Here is a 19,227-nt window from a genome sequence, read left to right on the forward strand (position 1 = left end):
ACCGCTATCGCAGGCAAGCCAGCTCCCACATTTTTCGATCTGCGGTGCTCAGCGCAGCTCGAGCAGGCCTTGGACCAAGGGTTCCAGGTCCAGTTGGTTAACCTGCTTGACCTGTTCGATCATCGCCTCAGGCCAGCACTGCATCCCCAGGCACGCACCGAGCATCGCGCCGAGAATCGCGGCGATGGTGTCGGTGTCGCCGCCGAGGCTGGCGGCCATGCACAGGGCTTCGATGGCGTTCATTTCACCCACCGCGACTTGCTGCGCGAGGGCAAACGACACGACCACCGATTCCTGGGACGCAACGGAGGTGCCGATCAATTCGTAAAGCAGGTCGGTAAACAGCGCCTTGTCGCCGCTGTCGACACTCAAGGTGCGCGCCCAACTGATGCGGGTGGCGATGCGCCCGCCGGCAATCCAGTGGCCGTGGTTTTCCGCCTGCTGGGCGATCTGCGTGCCGATGTTCAGCGCTTCGCCCAGATCGACGCCGTTGATCCCGGCGGAAACCACCGCCGCCACCGCCGCCGCGCTGGAGATGCCCAGGTTGGTGTTATGGGTGACCTGGCACGCCTGGATCACCGCCTGGATAAACTGCGCCGGGTCGTTGACGTCCGCCGCGATGCCCACCGGGGTGATACGCATGGCGGCGCCGTTGGTGGTGCCGTAGCGCCCGGACTCTTCCGGGGTATGGCCCGCCAGGATCATGTCGATCGCCCGTTTGGTCGAGGGGCCCAGCAAATCCTGGGAACCCTTGGCGCGCATCACCGCTTCCCAGTCGATCAAACGTTGGGCGAGTTCGGTGGGTTCAATCCTGCCCTGCCCGTCCACCAGCAACTGGCCGACGAGGATCGCCTGTTCGGTGTCATCGGTGATCGAGCCCTTGGGCATGTTCGGCGCGATCGGCTGATCGGCGTCGGCATCTTCCAGGCCGGTGATCGCGCCGAAACGCGCCTTGACCTGCTCGCGGCTCAGGGACTGGGTGGGCATGCCCAACGCATCGCCCAGGGCCAGGCCGTAGAAGGCGCCGAGGGCGCGGGTGGTGGCGGTCATGTCGGTGTTCCAAATTGAAGGTGCAAGCGGAAATGCAGAGGGTCGAGCAAGCTTTCGACGGACTCCATGAAGCGGTCCTGGCGGTCGTAGGTGGTGCGCAGGGCCTTGAGGAACACCGTGCCCACCGGGCGCCCCAGAAGCTGGGCGTCTTCTTCGTTCAGAGGCTCGGCACCGATCCATTGGTTGCCGGTGGCGCCGACATAGCCATAGGCCGCCAGGGTGATGGTCAGGGAATTATCGATCAGGCCGACTTGCGGCAGGCTTTCGAGGCCACCCGAGGCCGGCATCAGCGAGCGCTCCAGGGACACGAACGTGCCGTCGGCAGCGCGACGGCGGCGGTCGAGGGCGATGAATTGGTCGCTGCCGTGACGGCTGAGCAGGTCCGGGCGGGTGACCGCTTCCAGGCGCAGGATTTCGGAGGTCACCACCGCGCCGGTGTCGGCCAGGGCTTGGGCCCAGCCGCTGCGCTGGTCGAGCACCATGCCGTCGAAGGTGACGATGGAGCCGACACCGCTTTGGGTGGCGATGTAACTGCGGCGCTTGAGTTCGGCCAGGGCTTCACGCAGGGTGCCGCGGCTGACGGAAAACTCTTCGGCCAGTTGGTGCTCGCCCGGCAGCAGCACACCGTCAGCCATCACTCCACCCTCGATACGGCGGATCAGCTCGTCGACGACGCGTTTTTTCTTATCAAATCGGACATGTCTAATCATGTACAAATTGATAACCGAAAGCGCCCGGCTACAGCAAGCGAATTATTTCAGGGAGAGCGAGAAATCAGCCTCAGGGCTCCAGGCCGATGGGGAAAAATACCCCGCCGCTCCAGACGCCAAGCCAGTTCTTACCGTTGATCGGACGGGTCACCGCCAGCTCCACCAGCTGGTAGAACGCATTGCGGTGAACCAGGGCTTCGAGGTTGGTGCGCACCCGCAGGTATGGCGAGGGTTCCTGGGTATCCGGGTCGATCACCACCCGCAGCGGATGCTCGATACCGGCCTCGACCTGCTCATCCACGTTGGTGGTAAAGCGCAGGACCTGGCTTTCGCCCTGCCCTTCGACTTCCAGGGTCACGGCGACGAAGGGCGCGTCATCGACCTTGATCCCGACCTTTTCCACCGGGGTGATCAGGAAATAATCATCGCCATCGCGGCGAATGATATTGGAGAACAGCTTGACCATCGGCTTGCGGCCAATCGGCGTGCCCATGTAGAACCAGGTGCCGTCGCGGGCGATGCGCATGTCGATATCGCCGCAAAACGCCGGGTTCCACAGATGCACCGGCGCGGGCCCCTTGCCCTTGGGCAATTGCGCCAACAACTCATTGGCCTTGGCCGAATCGGTCATGCTGCTCTCCTTGTGTCTTACTGATCGCTCATGCCCAACAGGCTGCGCGCGTAGTGCGCCAGGGGCTTGCCGATCAGATCATCAGGCTTGTTGTCGTGGAACGTCAGTAAACCGCCACGGCTGTGAATGCGCACAGTATCAATCAAATACTGGGTGCTGGTCTCGATCAACATGACCTGAATGGTGCCGGTGTCGATGCCCAGGCGATCCACCGCCTCCTGGTCAGACCATTCATCGGCGTTACCGATCCGGTCATCCGCCTGGGCAAAGCGGCAGTACAGCAGGTAATGCGCACCGGCCGCGCGGGCTTCAGACATCGCCTGTTCCAGGCCTTCGGGTTTGCGGGCGCGGCGGACCATCGGAAAATATTCGACAAAGCCGTTGAAGGCTTCCTCGGCCACCACGTTAGGCCGCGGATAAGCACTGCCCGGCGGGGTGAAGGCGCCCTGGGCGATGAAGACGAAGGAGTCCGGCTGTATGCGGACCGAATTGACGCGGCGGGTATCGCTGTGGTCCAGCAGCCCGGCATCGCTCATCTGATAGCGCGTGCCTTCGGCCATATCACTGACGGTCATGCAGCCACCCAGCGCGAGTGACGCCAGCACCAAAACCAGACTACGCATCCTAATTCTCCAGAGGCCGGTGACGGAAAACCGGCGAATGGGCACGAGATGCAGATTTTGCGCCAGCTTGCGGGACTAGCCGCCGATGATCTTCATGATGGTGGCGCCGCCGGAGAAGGCCACTTCCTGCTTGTCACCCAAGGCCTTGACCAACAAGCGCTGCAAGGCCGGCAGGGCCTGGTGGCGGGGTTTGTCCAGCAGGTCGCCGACGTAGTGGCGGTTGCTCGACGACAGGCAGCCATGCAGCCAGCCAGTGGACGACAGGCGCAAACGCGAACAGGTCCGGCAGAACGGCACGCTTTCGTTGGCAATGACACCGAAGAAACCTTTGCCGGGCACTTCGTAGCGCACGGCAGTGGCGTCCACCGGGGCGTTGGCTTGCAGGTATTCGTACTGTTCGCCGATCAGGCTGAGCAATTGCTGAAGGCTGACGAATTGCTGCAGGAACGCGTTGGAATCGTTGGCGAGGTGGCCCATGCGCATCAATTCGATAAAGCGCAACTCGTAGCCACGCTCCAGGCAGTAGTCGAGCAGCGGCATCACCTGGTCGAGGTTCTGGCCGCGCAGCGGCACCATGTTGACCTTGATCTTGATTCCGGCGGCGCTCGCCTGGTCCATGCCATCGAGCACGGTGGCCAGGTCGCCACCGCGAGCGATGCTGCGGAAGGCGTCGGCGTCCAGGGTGTCGAGGGACACGTTGATCCGGCGAATCCCGGCGTCCACCAGCAGCGGCAGTTTGCGCGCCAGCAGTTGGCCGTTGGTGGTCAGGCTGATATCACTGAGCCCCATCTGCCCCACCGCGCCCATGAAGGCTTCCAGCTTGGGGCTGACCAACGGTTCACCGCCGGTAATCCGCAGGCGCTCGATGCCGGCGGCCTCGATCAGGTACTCGACACCCCGCGCCATCGCCTCGGCCGACAGTTCGTCCTGCGCAGCCACCAGCCGCTTGCCGTTGGGCACGCAGTAGGTACAGGCGTAATTGCAGGCTGAGGTCAGGCTGATCCGCAAATTGCGGAATCGCCTGCCTTGACGATCAACGATCATGGATCACTCCGGCAGAGGATAATTCGGGCGCACTAAAACCTGACTGAAAAATCAAGTTTTAGCAAGGTCCTTGCCTGAGTATATTCCTGGGTTACTGCGCTGGGCAGGAAATCATATCGCCATCACGCTGGCGAATGATTCAAGTGGCCGGCGTTTCGGCGTTCGGCAAATCGGTGCTGTGCTTGCGCTTATTGCCCATGCGCACGCCGATGTCCATCAGGAACTGGAAGAAACCTTCCTGGTCTTCCAGCACATTGCTCCAGAACGGCGAGTGGTACAACGCCACGGCGCCGTGCACCAACGCCCAGGCGGCGCAGTAGTGGAAATACGGTGGCACGTCTTCGAGCTTGCCTTCGCTGATACGGCCCTTGATCAGCAGGGTCAGGCGTTCGAAGTTCGAGGCACGGATCTTGTGCAGCTCCTCGACCATTTCCGGCACCTGATGGCCCTTCACCACTTTTTCTTCCAGGCGATCAAACAAGCGGTAGCGCTGCGGGTCACGCATGCGGAACTCGAAGTAGGCGCGGGACAGCGCTTCCTTGTCCTTGTCGACATCGGCCGAGTGCAGCAGCTCGTTCAGGTCGCGCTCGTAGTCGAGCATCAGGCGCAGGTAGATCTCGGCCTTGGACTTGAAGTGCTTGTAGATGGTGCCTTTGCCGATACCCACGGCATCCGCAATCATCTCGACGGTGACGCTGTCTTCACCCTGGTCGAGGAACAGCTTGAGTGCGGTGTCGAGAATTTCCTGCTCGCGGCGGCGAAACTCACGGACCTTGCGGGGTTCTTTGTGCATAAGAAAAAGGTCTGCAGAGATGGATATTGGAAGGGCGTTCGCTCCCCAAGCCGTGCTTGTCGGAACGTTTTACCCGGTGCGCGGGATTATCCCGACTGAACGGTCGTTGGGCAACGCCTATATGAACAACCTTTGCACTTAACTTACAACACGCCAACGAATGTGCCGATTCGAGTCAGAAATAAAACAGGTGATTGGCGCGTGTGCATCGCATCCAATGAGAACTCAACCGAAGCGGGCGTATTCCAAATCTGTTTAAAAAACGATCAGATGTGGCTGGACTGAATCGGATACTGATCAATACTTGAAATGTCGGCGTGGCATCTCCCCCAAGTGACGCGTCGACCTGGGTACCGACGGATTGCGTACCCTTGTTTTACTCCTAATGGTCTTAGCCCGGATTCACCCCCCAGAACCCGGGTTTTTTTTGCCTGCGATTCAGTGGCCGACGTGGGCCAGCGGGAACAGGCGCTTGAAGTTTTCGGTGGTCTGTTCGGCAAAGCGCTCGTAGGACTCGCCCCGCAGCATCGCCAGGTAATCCGCCACATCCCGTACGTATTCCGGCAGGTTGGGTTTGCCGCGATGGGGAATTGGCGCCAGGTACGGCGAATCGGTTTCCACCAGCAGGCGGTCTGCCGGGACCTGGCGCGCGACATCGCGCAGGGCATCGGCGTTGCGGAAGGTCACGATGCCCGACAAGGAAATGTAGAAACCAAGGTCCAGCGCGGCCTTGGCCATGTCCCAGTCTTCAGTGAAGCAATGCAGCACACCAGCCTGGGGCAGCGCGGCTTCGCGCAGCAGGGTCAGGGTGTCGGCACGGGCGCCACGGGTGTGGACGATCACCGGCTTGCCAGTCTGCTGGGCGGCTTGCAGGTGCAGACGGAACGACGCCTGCTGCAACTCGGCAGCTTCCGGTTCGTAGTGGTAATCCAGGCCGGTCTCACCGATGGCCACCACGCGCGGGTGATTGAGTTCACCGAGCAGCCAGTCGAGGGCCGGTGCTTCGCCGGGCTTGAGGTCCAGCGGGTGAATGCCCACCGAGCAGTCGACATCGGCATAACGATCGGCCAGGGCTTTGACGTCGGCGGCGTTTTCCGCGCTGACGCCGATGCACAGGAAGTGCCCTACCCCGCGCTGGCGCGCAGCTTCAAGGGCGGCGTCGAGGGAGCCGCCGTGCTGGGCTAGGTCGAGGCGATCAAGGTGGCAATGGGAATCTACGAGCATAGGGATCTACAACTTGAGTCACGGAAAGTGTCTGGCCAACGATACACCCGTCGGCCACTGAAATTAACGGCGGCCGAGCAAACCGACCCACTGCACCAGCAAGGCCTCAAGCAACAGCACGCGATTGAGGTTGGCCTTGCCGAGGACCTTCTGGCGTTGGGCGAGGATCCAGTCCTGGATGTTCAGCACCTTGTCCTGGGCGCTCTTCTGCGCCAGGTATTGCACGACTTTGCGCATGTCCGGCAGCCCAAGGCCGTTTTCGTCCTGGGTCAGCTGGTAGCGCAGGATCAGGCTCGACCAGTCGCAAAACCAGTCGAACAGCAGCAGCAAGGGAATGTCTTTCCAGGCGCTTTCGGCCAGTTGCGTGGCCGACACTTCCTGCTTGAGCAGTTTCTTCACCCCGTCCACCACCAGCGCACGCTGTTCACGCACGCCCTGGGCCTGGAGCTTGACCGCCGCCAGGGGCGAACCGGCCGCCAGGGTCAGCAACTCGACGCGCTCCGCCTCGCCACAGTCCGGCAACGCCTGGGCCAGCCACTGCAGGCTCATGGCTTCGCTCGGCAACGGGCAGGCCTGCTGCACGCAGCGACTGCGAATGGTCGGCAGCAGGCGGCTGGACTGGTGGCTGACCAGCAGCAGCACGGTATCGCCGGACGGTTCTTCCAGGCTCTTGAGCAAGGCATTGGCGGCGTTGATGTTCATCGACTCCACCGGTTCGATCAGCACCACCTTGCGCCCGCCCATCTGCGCGGTCTGCACCACGAAGCTGACCAGATCACGCACCTGGTCGACCTTGATCGCCTTGTCGGCCTCTTCCGGTTCCAGCAGATAGTTGTCCGGGTGGCTGCCGGCCTTGAGCAGCATGCAGGATTTACATTCGCCGCAGGCTTCCAGGCCGTTGGGCCGCTGGCACAACAAGCTGGCCATCAGCCGCTCGGCCAGGGCGCGCTTTCCGATGCCCACCGGGCCGTGGAGCAGGTAGGCGTGGGCGTGCTGGGCACGGCCCGCCAGTTGCTGCCAGAGGCTGTCCTGCCATGGATAGGCTTCAGCCACGGACACGCTCCACAAGCTTCGGCAACAGGGCGTCAATGCACTGCTGAACCTGAGTCAACGGTTGTGCGGCGTCCAACAGGTAGTAACGAGCGGGGTCGGCTTCGGCGCGCTTGAGAAACGCGCCGCGCACAGCTTCAAAAAAGACTCGGGTTTCCAGTTCGAAACGATCGAGGCGACCCCGGGCGGTGGCACGGGCCATGCCGACTTCCACCGGGAGATCGAACACCAGGGTCAGGTCGGGCCGCAAATCGCCCTGGACGAAGGTCTCCAAGGCCGCAATGCGCTCCAGGGACAAGCCACGACCGCCGCCCTGATAGGCATAGGTGGAATCGGTAAACCGGTCACAAATCACCACGGCGCCCCGGGCCAGTGCCGGGCGAATGACTTCGGCCAGGTGCTGGGCGCGGGCGGCGAACACCAGCAACAGCTCGGTGTCGGGGTTCATCTGTTCGTCGCCCGGGGTCAGCAGCACTTCACGGATACGCTCGGCCAGTGGCGTGCCGCCAGGCTCACGGGTCAGCAGCACCTCGATACCTTCGGCGCGCAGGCGCTCGGCCAGGTATTCACGATTGGTGCTCTTGCCGGCGCCTTCCGGGCCTTCCAGGGTAATAAACAAGCCAGTCACAGGCAGTCCTTAGTCAGAGTCATTGCGGGCTTTGCGGTGCGGCGTCATCGGGTGCCGGAGCCGGCTCGGCGGGCGTATCCAGCGGCGCGTCCGCAGGCTTTGCCGCCGGCGCCGGGCTGGAACGGTAATCGGCGCGACGCTTCATCTGGAACTCACGCACTGCTGCGTTATGCGCATCCAGGTTATCCGAGAAAATATGGCTGCCATCGCCTCGGGCAACGAAATACAGGCTGCTGCCCGCCACCGGGTTCAGCGCAGCATGAATCGCCTCCCGCCCGACCATGGCGATCGGCGTCGGCGGCAGGCCGGCGATCACGTAGGTGTTGTAGGGCGTGGCTTCCTTGAGGTGCGCGCGGGTCAACTTGCCGGTGTAGCGCTCGCCGAGGCCGTAGATCACCGTCGGGTCGGTTTGCAGCAGCATGCCGATCTGCATGCGCCGCACGAATACCCCGGCGATCTGGCCGCGCTCTTCCGGCACGCCGGTTTCTTTCTCCACCAGCGAGGCCATGATCAGCGCTTGATAGGGGTCGGTGTACGGCGCATCGGCCGCGCGCTTGCTCCACTCCTGGGCGAGGACATCGTCCAGACGGTTGTAGGATTTTTTCAGCAGTTCGACGTCGCTCATGCCGCGCACGAAGCGGTAGGTGTCCGGGAAGAAGCGCCCTTCAGGAAATACGCCCGGGTGGCCGAGTTTTTCCATCACCTCGCTGTCACTCAGGCCGGACAGGGTCTGCTCGATCTTTTCATGCTTGGCGAGGGCCGCGCGCACCTGGCGGAAGTTCCAGCCTTCCACCAGCGTAATGCTGTACTGCACCACTTCGCCACGCTGCCACAAGCCGATCAGGCCCTCGGCGGTGAGGCCCGGGGTCATGCGGTATTCGCCGCTGTGCAGCGGCTGGCCGTCGAGGTTGAAGCGCCAGTAGAGACGCAACCAGAACGCATCCTTGAGCACGCCGTCATTTTCCAGGCGATTGAAGGTGCCGGTGGGCGTCGCGCCAGCCGGTACGTCCAGCAATTGCTCCTGGGTCAGATTCAAGGGCTGCTCAAGGGCCGAGTTCAGCTTCCAGGCCGAAGCGCCCAGCAGCAAACCCGCCAGGACCAGACCGATCTCCAGCAACAATACAAATTTACGTCTCAAATCAAATATCCAATAGTGCGCGAACAATGCCCTGCAGTTTACGGGTGAGCGGCCCAACCGGCCAGCTCATCGCAGCACATCCGCGCACCGGCCAAATGCCATATACGCTGTTGCACACCAAGACTTCATCGGCCTGTTGCAGCTGCTCAAGGCTGATATCGGCCACGCTCGTCGGAATGCCCAACGCCTGCGCCTGGGCCAACACCTCGGCCCGCATGACGCCGGCGACGCCGCAGCGTTTCAGATCAGCGGTCAGCAACACGCCGTTACGCACCAGAAACAGGTTGCTGAAGACGCCTTCGATGACTCGACCGGACATATCCAGCATCAAACCTTCGGCGTGATCGGCATCCTGCCACTCGGCGCGGGCGAATACCTGTTCCAGGCGATTGAGGTGCTTGAGGCCGGCAAGCAACGGTTGCTCGGACAAACGCGTGGTACACGCAAACAGGCGAATGCCTGACGCTGCATGTTCCGGGGGATAAGTGGCAGGTGGACTGCCTTGCAGAATGCGCCGCGCGGGAGCGCCAGCACTGATGCCATAACCGCGCTGGCTGTCGCCACGGGTCAGGATCAACTTGAGTACACCGTCACCGAGGGCAGCGGCGTAGGCCAGCAATTCGCTGCGGATCAGGGGTTGATCCGCAACAATCGCCAACCGCCTGCAACCTTCTTCAAGGCGCTGCAGGTGGCGGTCAAGCAGCACGGGCTGCCCGGCCTTGACGGCAATGGTCTCGAACAGCCCATCACCGTATGCCAGGCCACGGTCTTTCAGGGGCACTGCGCCCGCCGGCTGACCGTCGACCCAGCTCTCCATCACTCGGCGAACCGGCGGAACACCAGGGAACCGTTGGTACCACCAAAACCGAACGAGTTGGACAGCACCACGTCGATCGGCATCTTCTGCGGCTCGTGAGGCACGAAGTTCAGGTCGCAGCCCTCATCCGGTTCATCGAGGTTGATGGTCGGCGGAGCGACCTGATCCTTGATGGCCAGCACGCTGAAGATTGCCTCGACCGCGCCCGCCGCACCCAACAGATGACCGGTCATGGACTTGGTGGAACTGACCGCCAGCTTGTAGGCATGCTCGCCGAACACCGACTTGATGGCCTCGGCTTCCGCCAGGTCGCCGGTCGGGGTCGAAGTGCCATGGGCATTGATGTACTGCACCTGGTCAACGTTGACCTTGGCATCACGCAACGCATTGGTGATGCAGCGTGCAGCACCCGCGCCGTCCGACGGAGGCGAGGTCATGTGGTACGCATCACCGCTCATGCCGAAACCAATCAGCTCGGCGTAGATGGTGGCGCCACGGGCCTTCGCGTGCTCCAGCTCTTCGAGTACCAGCGCACCGGCACCGTCGGCCAGAACAAAACCGTCGCGGCCCTTGTCCCACGGACGGCTGGCACGGGTCGGCTCGTCATTGCGGGTCGACAACGCACGGGACGCGCCGAAGCCGCCCATGCCCAAACCGCAGGCGGCCATCTCGGCACCGCCGGCGATCATCACGTCGGCCTCGTCATAGGCGATATTGCGCGCCGCCATGCCGATGCAGTGAGTGCCCGTGGTGCACGCCGTGGAAATGGCGTAGTTGGGCCCCTGGGCACCCAAGTGGATGGACAGGAAACCGGAAATCATGTTGATGATCGAGCCAGGCACGAAGAACGGTGAAATTCTGCGAGGGCCGGACTCATGCAGGGTGCGGCTGGTTTCTTCGATATTGGTCAGACCGCCAATACCCGAACCCATGGCCACGCCGATGCGCTCACGGTTGGCGTCGGTGACTTCCAGGCCGGCATTACGCACCGCCTGAAAACCGGCTGCCAGGCCGTATTGAATGAACAGGTCGAGTTTGCGGGACTCTTTGACCGAGAGATATTCCTCGACATTGAAGTCCTTTACCGAGCCGCCAAAACGGGTGGAATAGGCAGAAAGGTCCGTGTGTTCGATCAGACCAATACCACTGCGGCCAGCCAGAATGCCCTGCCAACTGCTCGGCACATCCGTACCCAGTGGCGACAACATACCCATACCGGTGACTACGACGCGTCTACGCGACACAGCACTCTCCTTTTTCTAATGACGACACTTTGCATCAGGCTTAAAGGAAAAAACCGCACGCCATAGGGCAGTGCGGTTTTTCCATCACAGCAAGCGACGATTACAAACTATTACGCCTGGTGGCTAGTAACGTAGTCGATAGCAGCTTGAACGGTAGTGATTTTTTCAGCTTCTTCGTCCGGGATTTCGGTCTCGAATTCCTCTTCCAGAGCCATCACCAGCTCAACGGTGTCAAGGGAGTCGGCACCCAGGTCTTCAACGAAGGAAGCGCTGTTGGTCACTTCTTCTTCTTTAACGCCCAGTTGCTCGGCAACGATTTTCTTGACGCGCTCTTCGATGGTGCTCATACCTTGTTTTCACTCCTAATGGACAAATTCAGGCAGCTGGCCAGTGGGTAAGTGTATAGAAAGACTTTTCAGCTTTTCAACTGAAAGCTTCACCCTCGTACCCTATTGGCCATCTGCCTATAAATAGATTGCAGCTTTATAACGGATTTTAGACAGCTCGTATGACATTTTTTTGAAGCGATCCGTCACAATTTAACTCATGTACATCCCGCCGTTCACCGGGATTGTAGCCCCAGTCACGTATGCCGCACCGTCGGATGCCAGGAAAGCGACCACATTCGCGATCTCTTGAGCCTGGCCCAGACGGCCCAGCGGAATCTGCGTCAGCAACGCTTCACGCTGCGCTTCAGGCAATTCGCGGGTCATATCGGTGTCGATGAACCCTGGGGCCACCGAGTTGACCGTAATCGACCGCGAGCCTACTTCACGCGCCAATGCACGGCTGAAACCTTCCAGACCGGCCTTGGCGGCTGCGTAGTTTACTTGGCCTGCGTTGCCCATGGCACCCACAACAGAGCCAATATTGATAATTCGACCCCAACGAGCCTTGGTCATGCCGCGCAAAACACCCTTGGACAGGCGAAACAGACTGTTCAGGTTGGTATCAACGACGTCATGCCACTCGTCGTCTTTCATACGCATCATCAGGTTATCGCGGGTAATACCGGCATTGTTCACCAGAATAGCCGGTGCACCGAATTGCGCCGTGATTTCAGCCAATACGGCCGCCACGGACTCATCGCTGGTCACGTTAAGCTCAAGACCGGTGCCCTGGACGCCGTTTTCCTTCAGCGTCGCGGCAATACGTTCAGCGCCGGCGGCGGAGGTTGCGGTACCGATGACCACAGCGCCCAGACGGCCCAGTTCCAGGGCGATCGCCTGGCCAATGCCACGGCTTGCGCCGGTGACCAGTGCAACTTTACCTTGCAGACTCATGCAGGCTTCTCCTAGGTTCGGAAATTAACGTCAGGCCAGGGCTGCGCGAGCGGCAGCGAAGGCATCCGGGGTATTGAGGTTGGAAGTCGACACGCCCTCGGCGCAACGCTTGTTCAGGCCGGCGAGGACTTTGCCCGGGCCGCACTCTACCAATTGGGTGGCGCCGTTGGCGGCCAGGGTCTGCACCGACTCAACCCAGCGAACCGGCTTGTACAGCTGTTCCAGCAGATCGCGCTTGAGGGTTTCCAGGTCAGAGGCCACGGCGGCACTGACGTTCTGCACCAACGGAATCTGCGGCGCCTGCCAGTTGATCGCAGCGATCGACTCGGCGAAACGCTCGGCAGCCGGGCGCATCAGTTCGCAGTGGGACGGCACGCTGACCGGCAACGGCAACGCACGCTTGGCGCCACGAGCCTTGCAGCCTTCGATGGCGCGCTCTACCGCCGCCTTGGCGCCGGCGATCACCACCTGGCCAGGGGAGTTGAAGTTCACGGCGCTGACCACTTCGCCCTGGGCCGCTTCGGCGCAGGCGGCAATCACGTCAGCATCTTCCAGGCCGAGAATGGCAGCCATGCCGCCCTGCCCGGCAGGAACCGCTTCCTGCATCAACTGGCCACGACGCTCCACCAGCTTGACCGCTTCACCGAGGGTCAGGCTGCCGGCAGCCACCAGGGCGCTGTATTCGCCCAGGCTATGACCGGCAACGTAGGCCGGACGTGCACCACCTTCAGCCAGCCACAGGCGCCACAGGGCGATGGAGGCGGTGAGGATGGCGGGTTGGGTCTTGTCGGTTTGATTGAGCAGCTCTTCCGGCCCTTGCTGGGTCAGTGCCCACAGGTCGTAACCCAAGGCATCGGAGGCTTCCTTGAAAGTGTCCAGGACCAACTGATGTTCCGCGCCCAGCTCGGCCAACATGCCGAGGGACTGCGAACCCTGCCCTGGAAAGACGAATGCGAGGGATGTAGACATGTAACAAGCCCCTAATGATCTGGTCGTCGGAAATTGGCGCCCCACACGTGGGAGCGCAAGAAACTGACAGATTGGATGGTCAATTGAACTGGCCGGTCACATTTAAGCATTTCCGGCCCGATTCGCCTAAGGCAACAGATCCTCAAGGCGGCCGTGCAAGCGTTGCGGCAGGTTTTCCTGGATCTCGATCAAGGCGCGCTGGATGGCACTTTGAAAACCCTGCACCCCCGCCGAACCATGACTTTTCACCACGATGCCCTGCAACCCGAGGAAACTCGCACCATTGTGCCGCGCCGGAGCCAGGTCAGCCTGCAAGCGCCGCATCAAGGGCAGCGCCAGGGCGCCCACCAGGCGTGACGCCAGGTTGCGCTTGAACAAGGCCTCAATGCGCGCAGCAATCATCGTCGCCAGGCCCTCGCTGGACTTGAGCAGGATATTGCCGACAAAACCGTCGCACACCACCACGTCGGCTTCGCCGCGGTATAGACCGTCACCCTCGACAAAGCCGATGTAGTTCAAGCCTCGCGCGCTTTGCAACAGCGTCGCCGCCAGCTTGACCTGCTGGTTGCCCTTGATGTCTTCGGTGCCGATATTCAGCAGCGCCACCCGAGGCCGGGCCACGCCCAGCGCTTCGGCCGCCACCGAGCCCATCAGGGCAAAGTGCAGCAGATGCTCGGCACTGCAATCGACGTTCGCCCCCAGGTCCAGCAACTGGCAATAGCCCTGCTGGGTCGGAATAGCCGCAACCATCGCCGGCCGGTCAATGCCCGGCAGGGTTTTCAGCACATGCCGGGACAACGCCATCAACGCCCCGGTATTGCCGGCACTGACACAGGCCTGGGCCTTGCCGTCGCGTACCAGCTCAAGCGCCACCCGCATCGAAGAATCAGGCTTGCCGCGCAAGGCCTGCGCAGGCTTTTCATCCATGGTGATGGTTTCGCTGGCCGGTGTAATAGTCAGCCGCGCGCGATCCACCGCCGGATGGCTGGCAATCAGTTCTTCAAGTAAGGAGGGTTGACCGACGAGGGTCAGGTGCAGCGAGGGCGTGGCAGACAGGCAAGCAATGCAGGCCTGAACAATGCTGCGGGGACCGAAGTCCCCGCCCATTGCGTCAATCGCGATGACTTGAGCAGACAAGTGATTACTCGTCAGCGCCCTTGTCGATCACTTTACGGCCACGGTATACGCCTTCTGGCGATACGTGGTGACGCAGGTGAACTTCACCGGTGGTTTTTTCTACAGACAGAGTGCTTGCCGTCAGGGCGTCGTGCGAACGACGCATGTCACGGGCAGAGCGGGATTTTTTGTTCTGCTGAACAGCCATAATTGATTAACTCCTAAACGTTTGGGTCACGCTTTAACTGCGCCAATACACTGAACGGGTTGGACCGCGTTACCTCGTCCTCGCTCGGTTCGGGCTCATCGAGACCCGCCGGCTGCTGGCATTCTTCCGGATGATGAGCAGGCACAATGGGCAAGGCGAGCAAAAGCTCCTCCTCGATCAGTGACTGCAGATCCAAAGGATCTTCGCCCAGTTCCAGCACGTCATAACCTTTCGGCAACGACTGGGTATTCGCACCCTCTTTCACCACAGCATAACTGCATTCGCTGTGGATCGGCAGGGTGACCAGCTCAAGACAACGCTGGCAAACCATTTTGACTTCGGTGTCGATAAAGCTGTGGATTACCACAGACTTACGTTCATCTCGTTCAAAAACGAATTTAGCCTGCACCGTACCGACAGTGTCGGAAAGCGGGTCGCAGAGTCTCTCCAAATCGGCCAGGAGCAGCTCACCTTGAAGGGTGGTGCCACGATCAGCCAATTTGCGCGGGTCAACGTGAGGTGGAATCGGGTCATTCAACATAGGCGCAGCATTATAGGGATGCACCCGGCCATGTCAAAGGAAATTCAGCCCTGTCCGTCACCGGGCCTCCCCGCTAGAATCCGCGACTGCCTTGAGGAGACGCCCATGCTGCCTTTATTACTCGCTTCCAGCTCGGTTTATCGCCGGGAATTGTTGAACCGCCTGCACCTGCCGTTCATCTGCAGCTCGCCGGATATCGACGAAAGCCACCGCCGGGACGAGTCCGCCGTGGAGCTGGTCAAGCGCCTGGCCGAGGAAAAGGCCCGCGCCCTGGCTGACAGCCATCCGGGCCACCTGATCATCGGCTCGGACCAGGTCGCCGCGCTCGACGGCCAGATCATCGGCAAGCCCCACACCTTCGAGAAAGCCCGTGAGCAACTGCTGGCGGCCAGCGGCAAGCGAGTCAGCTTCCTCACCGGCCTGGCTGTACTGAACAGCGCCACCGGCCATTGCCAGGTCGACTGCATCCCCTTCACCGTACACATGCGCACGCTGGACGCCGCACGCATCGAACGCTACCTGCGCATCGAGCAGCCCTACGACTGCGCTGGCAGCTTCAAGGCCGAAGGCCTGGGGGTGAGCCTGTTTCAAAGCACCGAAGGGCCAGACGCCACCAGCCTGGTCGGACTGCCGCTGATCCGACTGGTGGACATGCTACTGGCCGAAGGCGTACAGATTCCCTGAGAACATCACAAACAAATGTGGGAGCTGGCTTGCCTGCGATGCAGACACCTCGGTACATCAGTCGCACCGAGGTGATGCTATCGCAGGCAAGCCAGCTCCCACATTTCGAGCCATGTCGCGCTCAAGCTCTCAGCGCAGGGTCGGACCCTGGAAGCCCATGTATAGCGCCAGCTTCTCAGCCACGCTGGCACCCAGCTTCTTGGAGAAACGGTCAAACGGCGATTCCTGAACAGTGAAGTCCACCAGTTCTTTCTCGCCAATCACGTCCCGCGCCACCGAACTGGCACTGCCCAGGCCATCGATCAAGCCCAATGGCAGCGCTTGCTCGCCAGACCAGACCAGACCGGAGAACAGCTCCGGATGCTCCTTATCCTTGAGCCGGTCACCGCGCCCCTGCTTCACACTGGCGATGAACTGCCGATGAGTGGTATCCAGCACACCCTGCCAGAACTGGGTTTCATCCGCCTTTTGCGGCTGGAACGGGTCCAGGAACGACTTGTGCTCACCTGACGTGTAGGTACGACGCTCAACCCCGAGCTTCTCCATGGTGCCGACAAAGCCATAACCGGCCGCCGTCACACCAATCGAACCCACCAGACTGGCCTTGTCGGCATAGATCTGGTCGGCAGCACTGGCGATGTAGTAGGCACCCGAGGCACCCAGGTCGGAAATCACTGCATACAGCTTGATGTCCGGGTGCAAGGCGCGCAGGCGACGAATCTCGTCGTACACGTAACCCGACTGCACCGGACTGCCGCCCGGGCTGTTGATGCGCAGGATTACAGCCTTGACCTTGGAGTCCTCGAAGGCCGCCCGCAGGCTGCTGACGATGTTGTCTGCACTGGCAGACTCCTTGTCGGCAATCACTCCGCGCACTTCGATCAACGCCGTGTAATTACCGCTTCGGGTGGCGCTCTTTTCCATGTCCATCAGCGGACTGAACAGCACCAGCATGCCCAACAGATAAATAAAGGTCAGAAGCTTGAAAAAGATCCCCCAACGCCGGGAGCGACGCTGCTCCTGGACACTGGCCAGCAGCGTCTTCTCCAGCAACTTCCAGCTTCTGTCATCGCCATTGTTATCGGCATTGGCCTTATCAGGCGCTTTCCACTCATCGGTCATGCCATCTACCCCAGCAAAGACTTAATGGGCCCGGCTGAGCCAGGCCTGCAATTCAGAAAAACGGTCAATTGTCAGGCGCGGCTCGTAGGCCTGCAACGCCTGGGCAGATTGGGCGCCGTAGCTGACCGCCACGGAGTCCATGCCAGCATTACGCGCCATCATCAGGTCGAACGACGCATCACCCACCATCAACGCCTGCCGAGGCGACACGCCACATTGAGCGAGGATCTGCTCGAGCATCAGAGGGTGGGGCTTGCTAGCAGTTTCGTCCGCCGCACGGGTGGCGTCGAAATAATCTTCCCAGCCATGAGCCTTGAGCACCCGGTCCAGGCCGCGACGGGCCTTGCCGGTCGCGACCGCAAGGTGATAACCGTCGGCGCGAAATGCTTCCATGGCCTGCGCCACGCCTTCAAATAGCGGCGAAGGCTGGGCGTCGAGCGCCATGTAGTGATCGGCGTAGTGCTGACGAAACGCTATCAGCTCGTCATCACCAATCTCCGGGTACAGGGTGCGGATCGCTTCCGGCAGGCCCAGGCCAATAATGCCCTTGACCGCCAGTTCGTCGCACAGCGCATAACCGGAACGGGTCGACGCAGCGTGCATCGACTCGACAATCCGACCAATGGAATTACACAACGTGCCATCCCAGTCAAAGATCAACAGCTTGTAGTCAGGGTGCGACACTCAGGCGCTCCACGGTCTTGGCCCACATTTCATCGACAGGCGCTTGCAGCTTCAATTCGCCACCATCGGGCAGCGGCACGGTCAGCATGTAGGCGTGCAGGAACAGGCGTTTGCCACCCAGGTCGCGGATTTCCTTGGAGAAATCTTCATCGCCGTATTTGGTATCGCCGGCAATGCAGTGCCCCGCATGCAGGGTGTGCACACGAATCTGGTGGGTACGGCCAGTGACCGGCTTGGCCTCGACCATGGTGGCAAAGTCACCAAAGCGGCGCAGCACCTTGAACAGGGTCAGCGCCTCCTTGCCCTCCTCGTCCACCTCGACCATGCGCTCGCCGGAACGCAGGTTGCTCTTCTGCAACGGCGCGCGCACGCTCTTGATCGAGGTGGCCCAGTTGCCACGCACCAGCGCCATGTAGCGCTTGTCCACGCCATCACCGCGCAGGGCGGCATGCAGGTGGCGCAACATGCTGCGTTTCTTGGCGATCATCAACAGGCCGGAGGTGTCACGGTCCAGACGGTGGACCAGCTCCAGCTCCTTGGCATCCGGGCGCAACTGACGAAAGGCTTCGATCACCCCGTAGTTGAGGCCGCTGCCACCGTGGACCGCGATGCCACACGGTTTGTTGATCACGATCAGTGCCTTGTCTTCGAAGACAATCGACGCTTCAAGGCGCTGCAACAGGCCCTGGGCCAGTGGGACCGGTTCGTCACGCTCAGGCACCCGCACCGGCGGCACGCGGACGATGTCGCCCGCCTGCAGCTTGTACTCGGGCTTGATCCGGCCTTTGTTCACGCGCACTTCGCCTTTACGCAAAATGCGGTAAATCAAGGTCTTGGGCACGCCTTTGAGCCTGGCAAGAAGAAAGTTGTCGATGCGTTGGCCGGCATATTCCGGCGAGACCTCGAGCAGCTGGACGCTGGGGGTCTGGGGGGCGGTAGTCGTCATGGCGGCGATGATAACAATTTTTTATGGAATTGAAGCACTTAATCATTGCTGCTATAGTCGCGAACGCCGCCAAAAGCGGCCTGGACAGAGGACTAGCGGCAAACTGCCGGCCCTGACCATCGCAATTCATCAGGACGCGAGGCCGTCCTACGGGGCTTTCGCCACCCTGGAAGGCTCGAGATTGTAACAAGCGCAGGTGACATGAGGCCTGAAGCGAGTGCAAAAAGCAGAGTGATTACTCGCCTTTTGCGCCGATATTTACGGCCAGTTCACAAAGTGCAGTCAGTCTGGAGCCAGACCACGGCGAATGCTTCGGAAACAACGCCTGTTACGAGCTGAGTGAGAGCACAATCGCCCACACCCGGTCTTGTTTAGCCATGAGCGTGGACTCCCCATTGGAGAACACGGTAAATGCCAACCCGCTGCGGATTCTGCGCGCGGCAGCACCCGAATTATCAGGGATACGTGTAGGGTGGAGATGCACAACCGTCGGACTGTGTAGCACTAGGCTTATATTTAGACGCTTCATCTCGTCCACAGTCGCCGGTTGATTCCTCCTCCTGACTGAGTGCTTAAGTCACCACAGCAAGCAGGAAGCGTACGTCGCGATACCGCCCATTTTGGCGGGTATTGCTGGACACTGGAGTGGCCAACCACTCTTGACGCACCTGACACCGACCGTGAGAAGTCGTGTGTGCCGAACGCCGTTTCCGGCAGCCCGG

General features: G+C 61.1%; 22 protein-coding genes. 1 reads left to right on the forward strand and 21 read right to left on the reverse strand.

Annotation, left to right across the window (positions count from 1 at the left end; genetic code table 11):
• Positions 1 to 48: 48 nt before the first annotated feature.
• From JV201_RS21640 to JV201_RS21725, 18 genes are all read right to left on the reverse strand, one after another.
• Positions 49 to 1,050 (reverse strand): ADP-ribosylglycohydrolase family protein, encoded by a 1,002-nt coding sequence (locus tag JV201_RS21640; RefSeq protein ID WP_177041386.1) that lies wholly within the window; start codon positions 1,048 to 1,050, stop codon positions 49 to 51.
• Positions 1,047 to 1,760 carry a GntR family transcriptional regulator gene (locus JV201_RS21645; protein WP_080673275.1) on the reverse strand — a complete coding sequence of 238 codons (714 nt, stop codon included), beginning with the start codon at positions 1,758 to 1,760 and terminating at the stop codon, positions 1,047 to 1,049. Before JV201_RS21645 ends, JV201_RS21640 begins: the two co-directional genes overlap by 4 nt.
• A 70-nt stretch (positions 1,761 to 1,830) precedes the next feature.
• Positions 1,831 to 2,391: a DUF1285 domain-containing protein gene (locus tag JV201_RS21650; RefSeq protein ID WP_102369697.1), complete on the reverse strand. Its 561-nt coding sequence runs from the start codon at positions 2,389 to 2,391 to the stop codon at positions 1,831 to 1,833.
• Between the two features lie 17 nt (positions 2,392 to 2,408).
• Positions 2,409 to 3,014, reverse strand: a complete 606-nt coding sequence (locus JV201_RS21655; RefSeq protein WP_063027950.1) for a DUF4823 domain-containing protein — start codon at positions 3,012 to 3,014, stop codon at positions 2,409 to 2,411.
• 75 nt (positions 3,015 to 3,089) lie between these two features.
• Positions 3,090 to 4,058 (reverse strand): GTP 3',8-cyclase MoaA, encoded by a 969-nt coding sequence (locus JV201_RS21660; protein WP_004371275.1) that lies wholly within the window; start codon positions 4,056 to 4,058, stop codon positions 3,090 to 3,092.
• Positions 4,059 to 4,197: 139 nt separating this feature from the next.
• Positions 4,198 to 4,851 (reverse strand): TetR/AcrR family transcriptional regulator, encoded by a 654-nt coding sequence (locus tag JV201_RS21665; protein ID WP_004371278.1) that lies wholly within the window; start codon positions 4,849 to 4,851, stop codon positions 4,198 to 4,200.
• 438 nt (positions 4,852 to 5,289) lie between these two features.
• Positions 5,290 to 6,075 carry a TatD family hydrolase gene (locus tag JV201_RS21670; protein ID WP_017475806.1) on the reverse strand — a complete coding sequence of 262 codons (786 nt, stop codon included), beginning with the start codon at positions 6,073 to 6,075 and terminating at the stop codon, positions 5,290 to 5,292.
• A gap of 63 nt (positions 6,076 to 6,138) precedes the next feature.
• Positions 6,139 to 7,128: a DNA polymerase III subunit delta' gene (locus JV201_RS21675; protein ID WP_004371282.1), complete on the reverse strand. Its 990-nt coding sequence runs from the start codon at positions 7,126 to 7,128 to the stop codon at positions 6,139 to 6,141.
• Complete coding sequence (gene tmk, locus JV201_RS21680) at positions 7,121 to 7,753, reverse strand: dTMP kinase (protein WP_008434959.1); 633 nt, start codon at positions 7,751 to 7,753, stop codon at positions 7,121 to 7,123. Before tmk ends, JV201_RS21675 begins: the two co-directional genes overlap by 8 nt.
• Before the next feature lie 19 nt (positions 7,754 to 7,772).
• Positions 7,773 to 8,891 (reverse strand): endolytic transglycosylase MltG, encoded by a 1,119-nt coding sequence (gene mltG, locus JV201_RS21685; protein ID WP_023659249.1) that lies wholly within the window; start codon positions 8,889 to 8,891, stop codon positions 7,773 to 7,775.
• 1 nt (position 8,892) lies between these two features.
• Positions 8,893 to 9,708, reverse strand: coding sequence for an aminodeoxychorismate lyase (pabC, locus tag JV201_RS21690; RefSeq protein ID WP_219406030.1), 816 nt, complete (start codon positions 9,706 to 9,708; stop codon positions 8,893 to 8,895).
• A complete protein-coding gene (fabF, locus tag JV201_RS21695) occupies positions 9,708 to 10,952 on the reverse strand; it encodes a beta-ketoacyl-ACP synthase II (RefSeq protein ID WP_004371291.1) in 1,245 nt (414 codons plus the stop codon). Before fabF ends, pabC begins: the two co-directional genes overlap by 1 nt.
• Before the next feature lie 110 nt (positions 10,953 to 11,062).
• Positions 11,063 to 11,299, reverse strand: a complete 237-nt coding sequence (gene acpP, locus JV201_RS21700) for an acyl carrier protein (RefSeq protein WP_004371293.1) — start codon at positions 11,297 to 11,299, stop codon at positions 11,063 to 11,065.
• Between the two features lie 192 nt (positions 11,300 to 11,491).
• Positions 11,492 to 12,235 (reverse strand): 3-oxoacyl-ACP reductase FabG, encoded by a 744-nt coding sequence (gene fabG / locus JV201_RS21705; protein WP_004371297.1) that lies wholly within the window; start codon positions 12,233 to 12,235, stop codon positions 11,492 to 11,494.
• A 30-nt stretch (positions 12,236 to 12,265) separates the two neighbouring features.
• Positions 12,266 to 13,204, reverse strand: coding sequence for an ACP S-malonyltransferase (fabD, locus tag JV201_RS21710; protein ID WP_023659248.1), 939 nt, complete (start codon positions 13,202 to 13,204; stop codon positions 12,266 to 12,268).
• Positions 13,205 to 13,330: 126 nt separating this feature from the next.
• A complete protein-coding gene (gene plsX / locus JV201_RS21715; protein WP_080673274.1) occupies positions 13,331 to 14,341 on the reverse strand; it encodes a phosphate acyltransferase PlsX in 1,011 nt (336 codons plus the stop codon).
• 4 nt (positions 14,342 to 14,345) lie between these two features.
• On the reverse strand, positions 14,346 to 14,528 hold the full coding sequence (rpmF, locus tag JV201_RS21720) for a 50S ribosomal protein L32 (protein ID WP_004371305.1): 183 nt from the start codon (positions 14,526 to 14,528) through the stop codon (positions 14,346 to 14,348).
• Between the two features lie 13 nt (positions 14,529 to 14,541).
• The gene (locus JV201_RS21725; RefSeq protein WP_004371317.1) at positions 14,542 to 15,069 is read right to left on the reverse strand and encodes a YceD family protein; all 528 of its coding nucleotides are present in this window, start codon (positions 15,067 to 15,069) and stop codon (positions 14,542 to 14,544) included.
• Between the two features lie 105 nt (positions 15,070 to 15,174).
• Between JV201_RS21725 and JV201_RS21730 the strand changes: the two genes are divergently transcribed.
• Positions 15,175 to 15,753 carry a nucleoside triphosphate pyrophosphatase gene (locus JV201_RS21730; RefSeq protein ID WP_008434969.1) on the forward strand — a complete coding sequence of 193 codons (579 nt, stop codon included), beginning with the start codon at positions 15,175 to 15,177 and terminating at the stop codon, positions 15,751 to 15,753.
• Between the two features lie 129 nt (positions 15,754 to 15,882).
• Here JV201_RS21730 and JV201_RS21735 read toward each other — a convergent pair whose 3' ends face one another.
• From JV201_RS21735 to rluC, 3 genes are read right to left on the reverse strand one after another with little or no spacing between them, the layout of a single operon-like run.
• Positions 15,883 to 16,875: a S49 family peptidase gene (locus JV201_RS21735; RefSeq protein WP_219406031.1), complete on the reverse strand. Its 993-nt coding sequence runs from the start codon at positions 16,873 to 16,875 to the stop codon at positions 15,883 to 15,885.
• 21 nt (positions 16,876 to 16,896) lie between these two features.
• Positions 16,897 to 17,559, reverse strand: coding sequence for an HAD-IA family hydrolase (locus JV201_RS21740; RefSeq protein ID WP_214499512.1), 663 nt, complete (start codon positions 17,557 to 17,559; stop codon positions 16,897 to 16,899).
• Entirely contained in the window at positions 17,546 to 18,505 is a 960-nt protein-coding gene (gene rluC, locus JV201_RS21745; protein ID WP_004371325.1) for a 23S rRNA pseudouridine(955/2504/2580) synthase RluC, read from the reverse strand. The genes JV201_RS21740 and rluC overlap by 14 nt, the downstream gene beginning before the upstream one ends.
• Between the last annotated feature and the right edge of the window lie 722 nt (positions 18,506 to 19,227).

Source organism: Pseudomonas sp. Colony2 (genome assembly GCF_019382755.1).
GTDB lineage: Bacteria > Pseudomonadota > Gammaproteobacteria > Pseudomonadales > Pseudomonadaceae > Aquipseudomonas.

Excerpts from the sequence above, each read along its gene's own strand:
- JV201_RS21640 (WP_177041386.1), bottom strand. The coding sequence starts at position 1,050 with ATGACCGCCACCACCCGCGCCCTCGGCGCCTTCTACGGCCTGGCCCTG.
- JV201_RS21645 (WP_080673275.1), bottom strand. The coding sequence starts at position 1,760 with ATGATTAGACATGTCCGATTTGATAAGAAAAAACGCGTCGTCGACGAG.
- JV201_RS21650 (WP_102369697.1), bottom strand. The coding sequence starts at position 2,391 with ATGACCGATTCGGCCAAGGCCAATGAGTTGTTGGCGCAATTGCCCAAG.
- JV201_RS21655 (WP_063027950.1), bottom strand. The coding sequence starts at position 3,014 with ATGCGTAGTCTGGTTTTGGTGCTGGCGTCACTCGCGCTGGGTGGCTGC.
- JV201_RS21660 (WP_004371275.1), bottom strand. The coding sequence starts at position 4,058 with ATGATCGTTGATCGTCAAGGCAGGCGATTCCGCAATTTGCGGATCAGC.
- JV201_RS21665 (WP_004371278.1), bottom strand. The coding sequence starts at position 4,851 with ATGCACAAAGAACCCCGCAAGGTCCGTGAGTTTCGCCGCCGCGAGCAG.
- JV201_RS21670 (WP_017475806.1), bottom strand. The coding sequence starts at position 6,075 with ATGCTCGTAGATTCCCATTGCCACCTTGATCGCCTCGACCTAGCCCAG.
- pabC (WP_219406030.1), bottom strand. The coding sequence starts at position 9,708 with ATGGAGAGCTGGGTCGACGGTCAGCCGGCGGGCGCAGTGCCCCTGAAA.
- acpP (WP_004371293.1), bottom strand. The coding sequence starts at position 11,299 with ATGAGCACCATCGAAGAGCGCGTCAAGAAAATCGTTGCCGAGCAACTG.
- fabG (WP_004371297.1), bottom strand. The coding sequence starts at position 12,235 with ATGAGTCTGCAAGGTAAAGTTGCACTGGTCACCGGCGCAAGCCGTGGC.
- fabD (WP_023659248.1), bottom strand. The coding sequence starts at position 13,204 with ATGTCTACATCCCTCGCATTCGTCTTTCCAGGGCAGGGTTCGCAGTCC.
- rpmF (WP_004371305.1), bottom strand. The coding sequence starts at position 14,528 with ATGGCTGTTCAGCAGAACAAAAAATCCCGCTCTGCCCGTGACATGCGT.
- JV201_RS21725 (WP_004371317.1), bottom strand. The coding sequence starts at position 15,069 with ATGTTGAATGACCCGATTCCACCTCACGTTGACCCGCGCAAATTGGCT.
- JV201_RS21730 (WP_008434969.1), top strand. The coding sequence starts at position 15,175 with ATGCTGCCTTTATTACTCGCTTCCAGCTCGGTTTATCGCCGGGAATTG.
- JV201_RS21735 (WP_219406031.1), bottom strand. The coding sequence starts at position 16,875 with ATGACCGATGAGTGGAAAGCGCCTGATAAGGCCAATGCCGATAACAAT.
- rluC (WP_004371325.1), bottom strand. The coding sequence starts at position 18,505 with ATGACGACTACCGCCCCCCAGACCCCCAGCGTCCAGCTGCTCGAGGTC.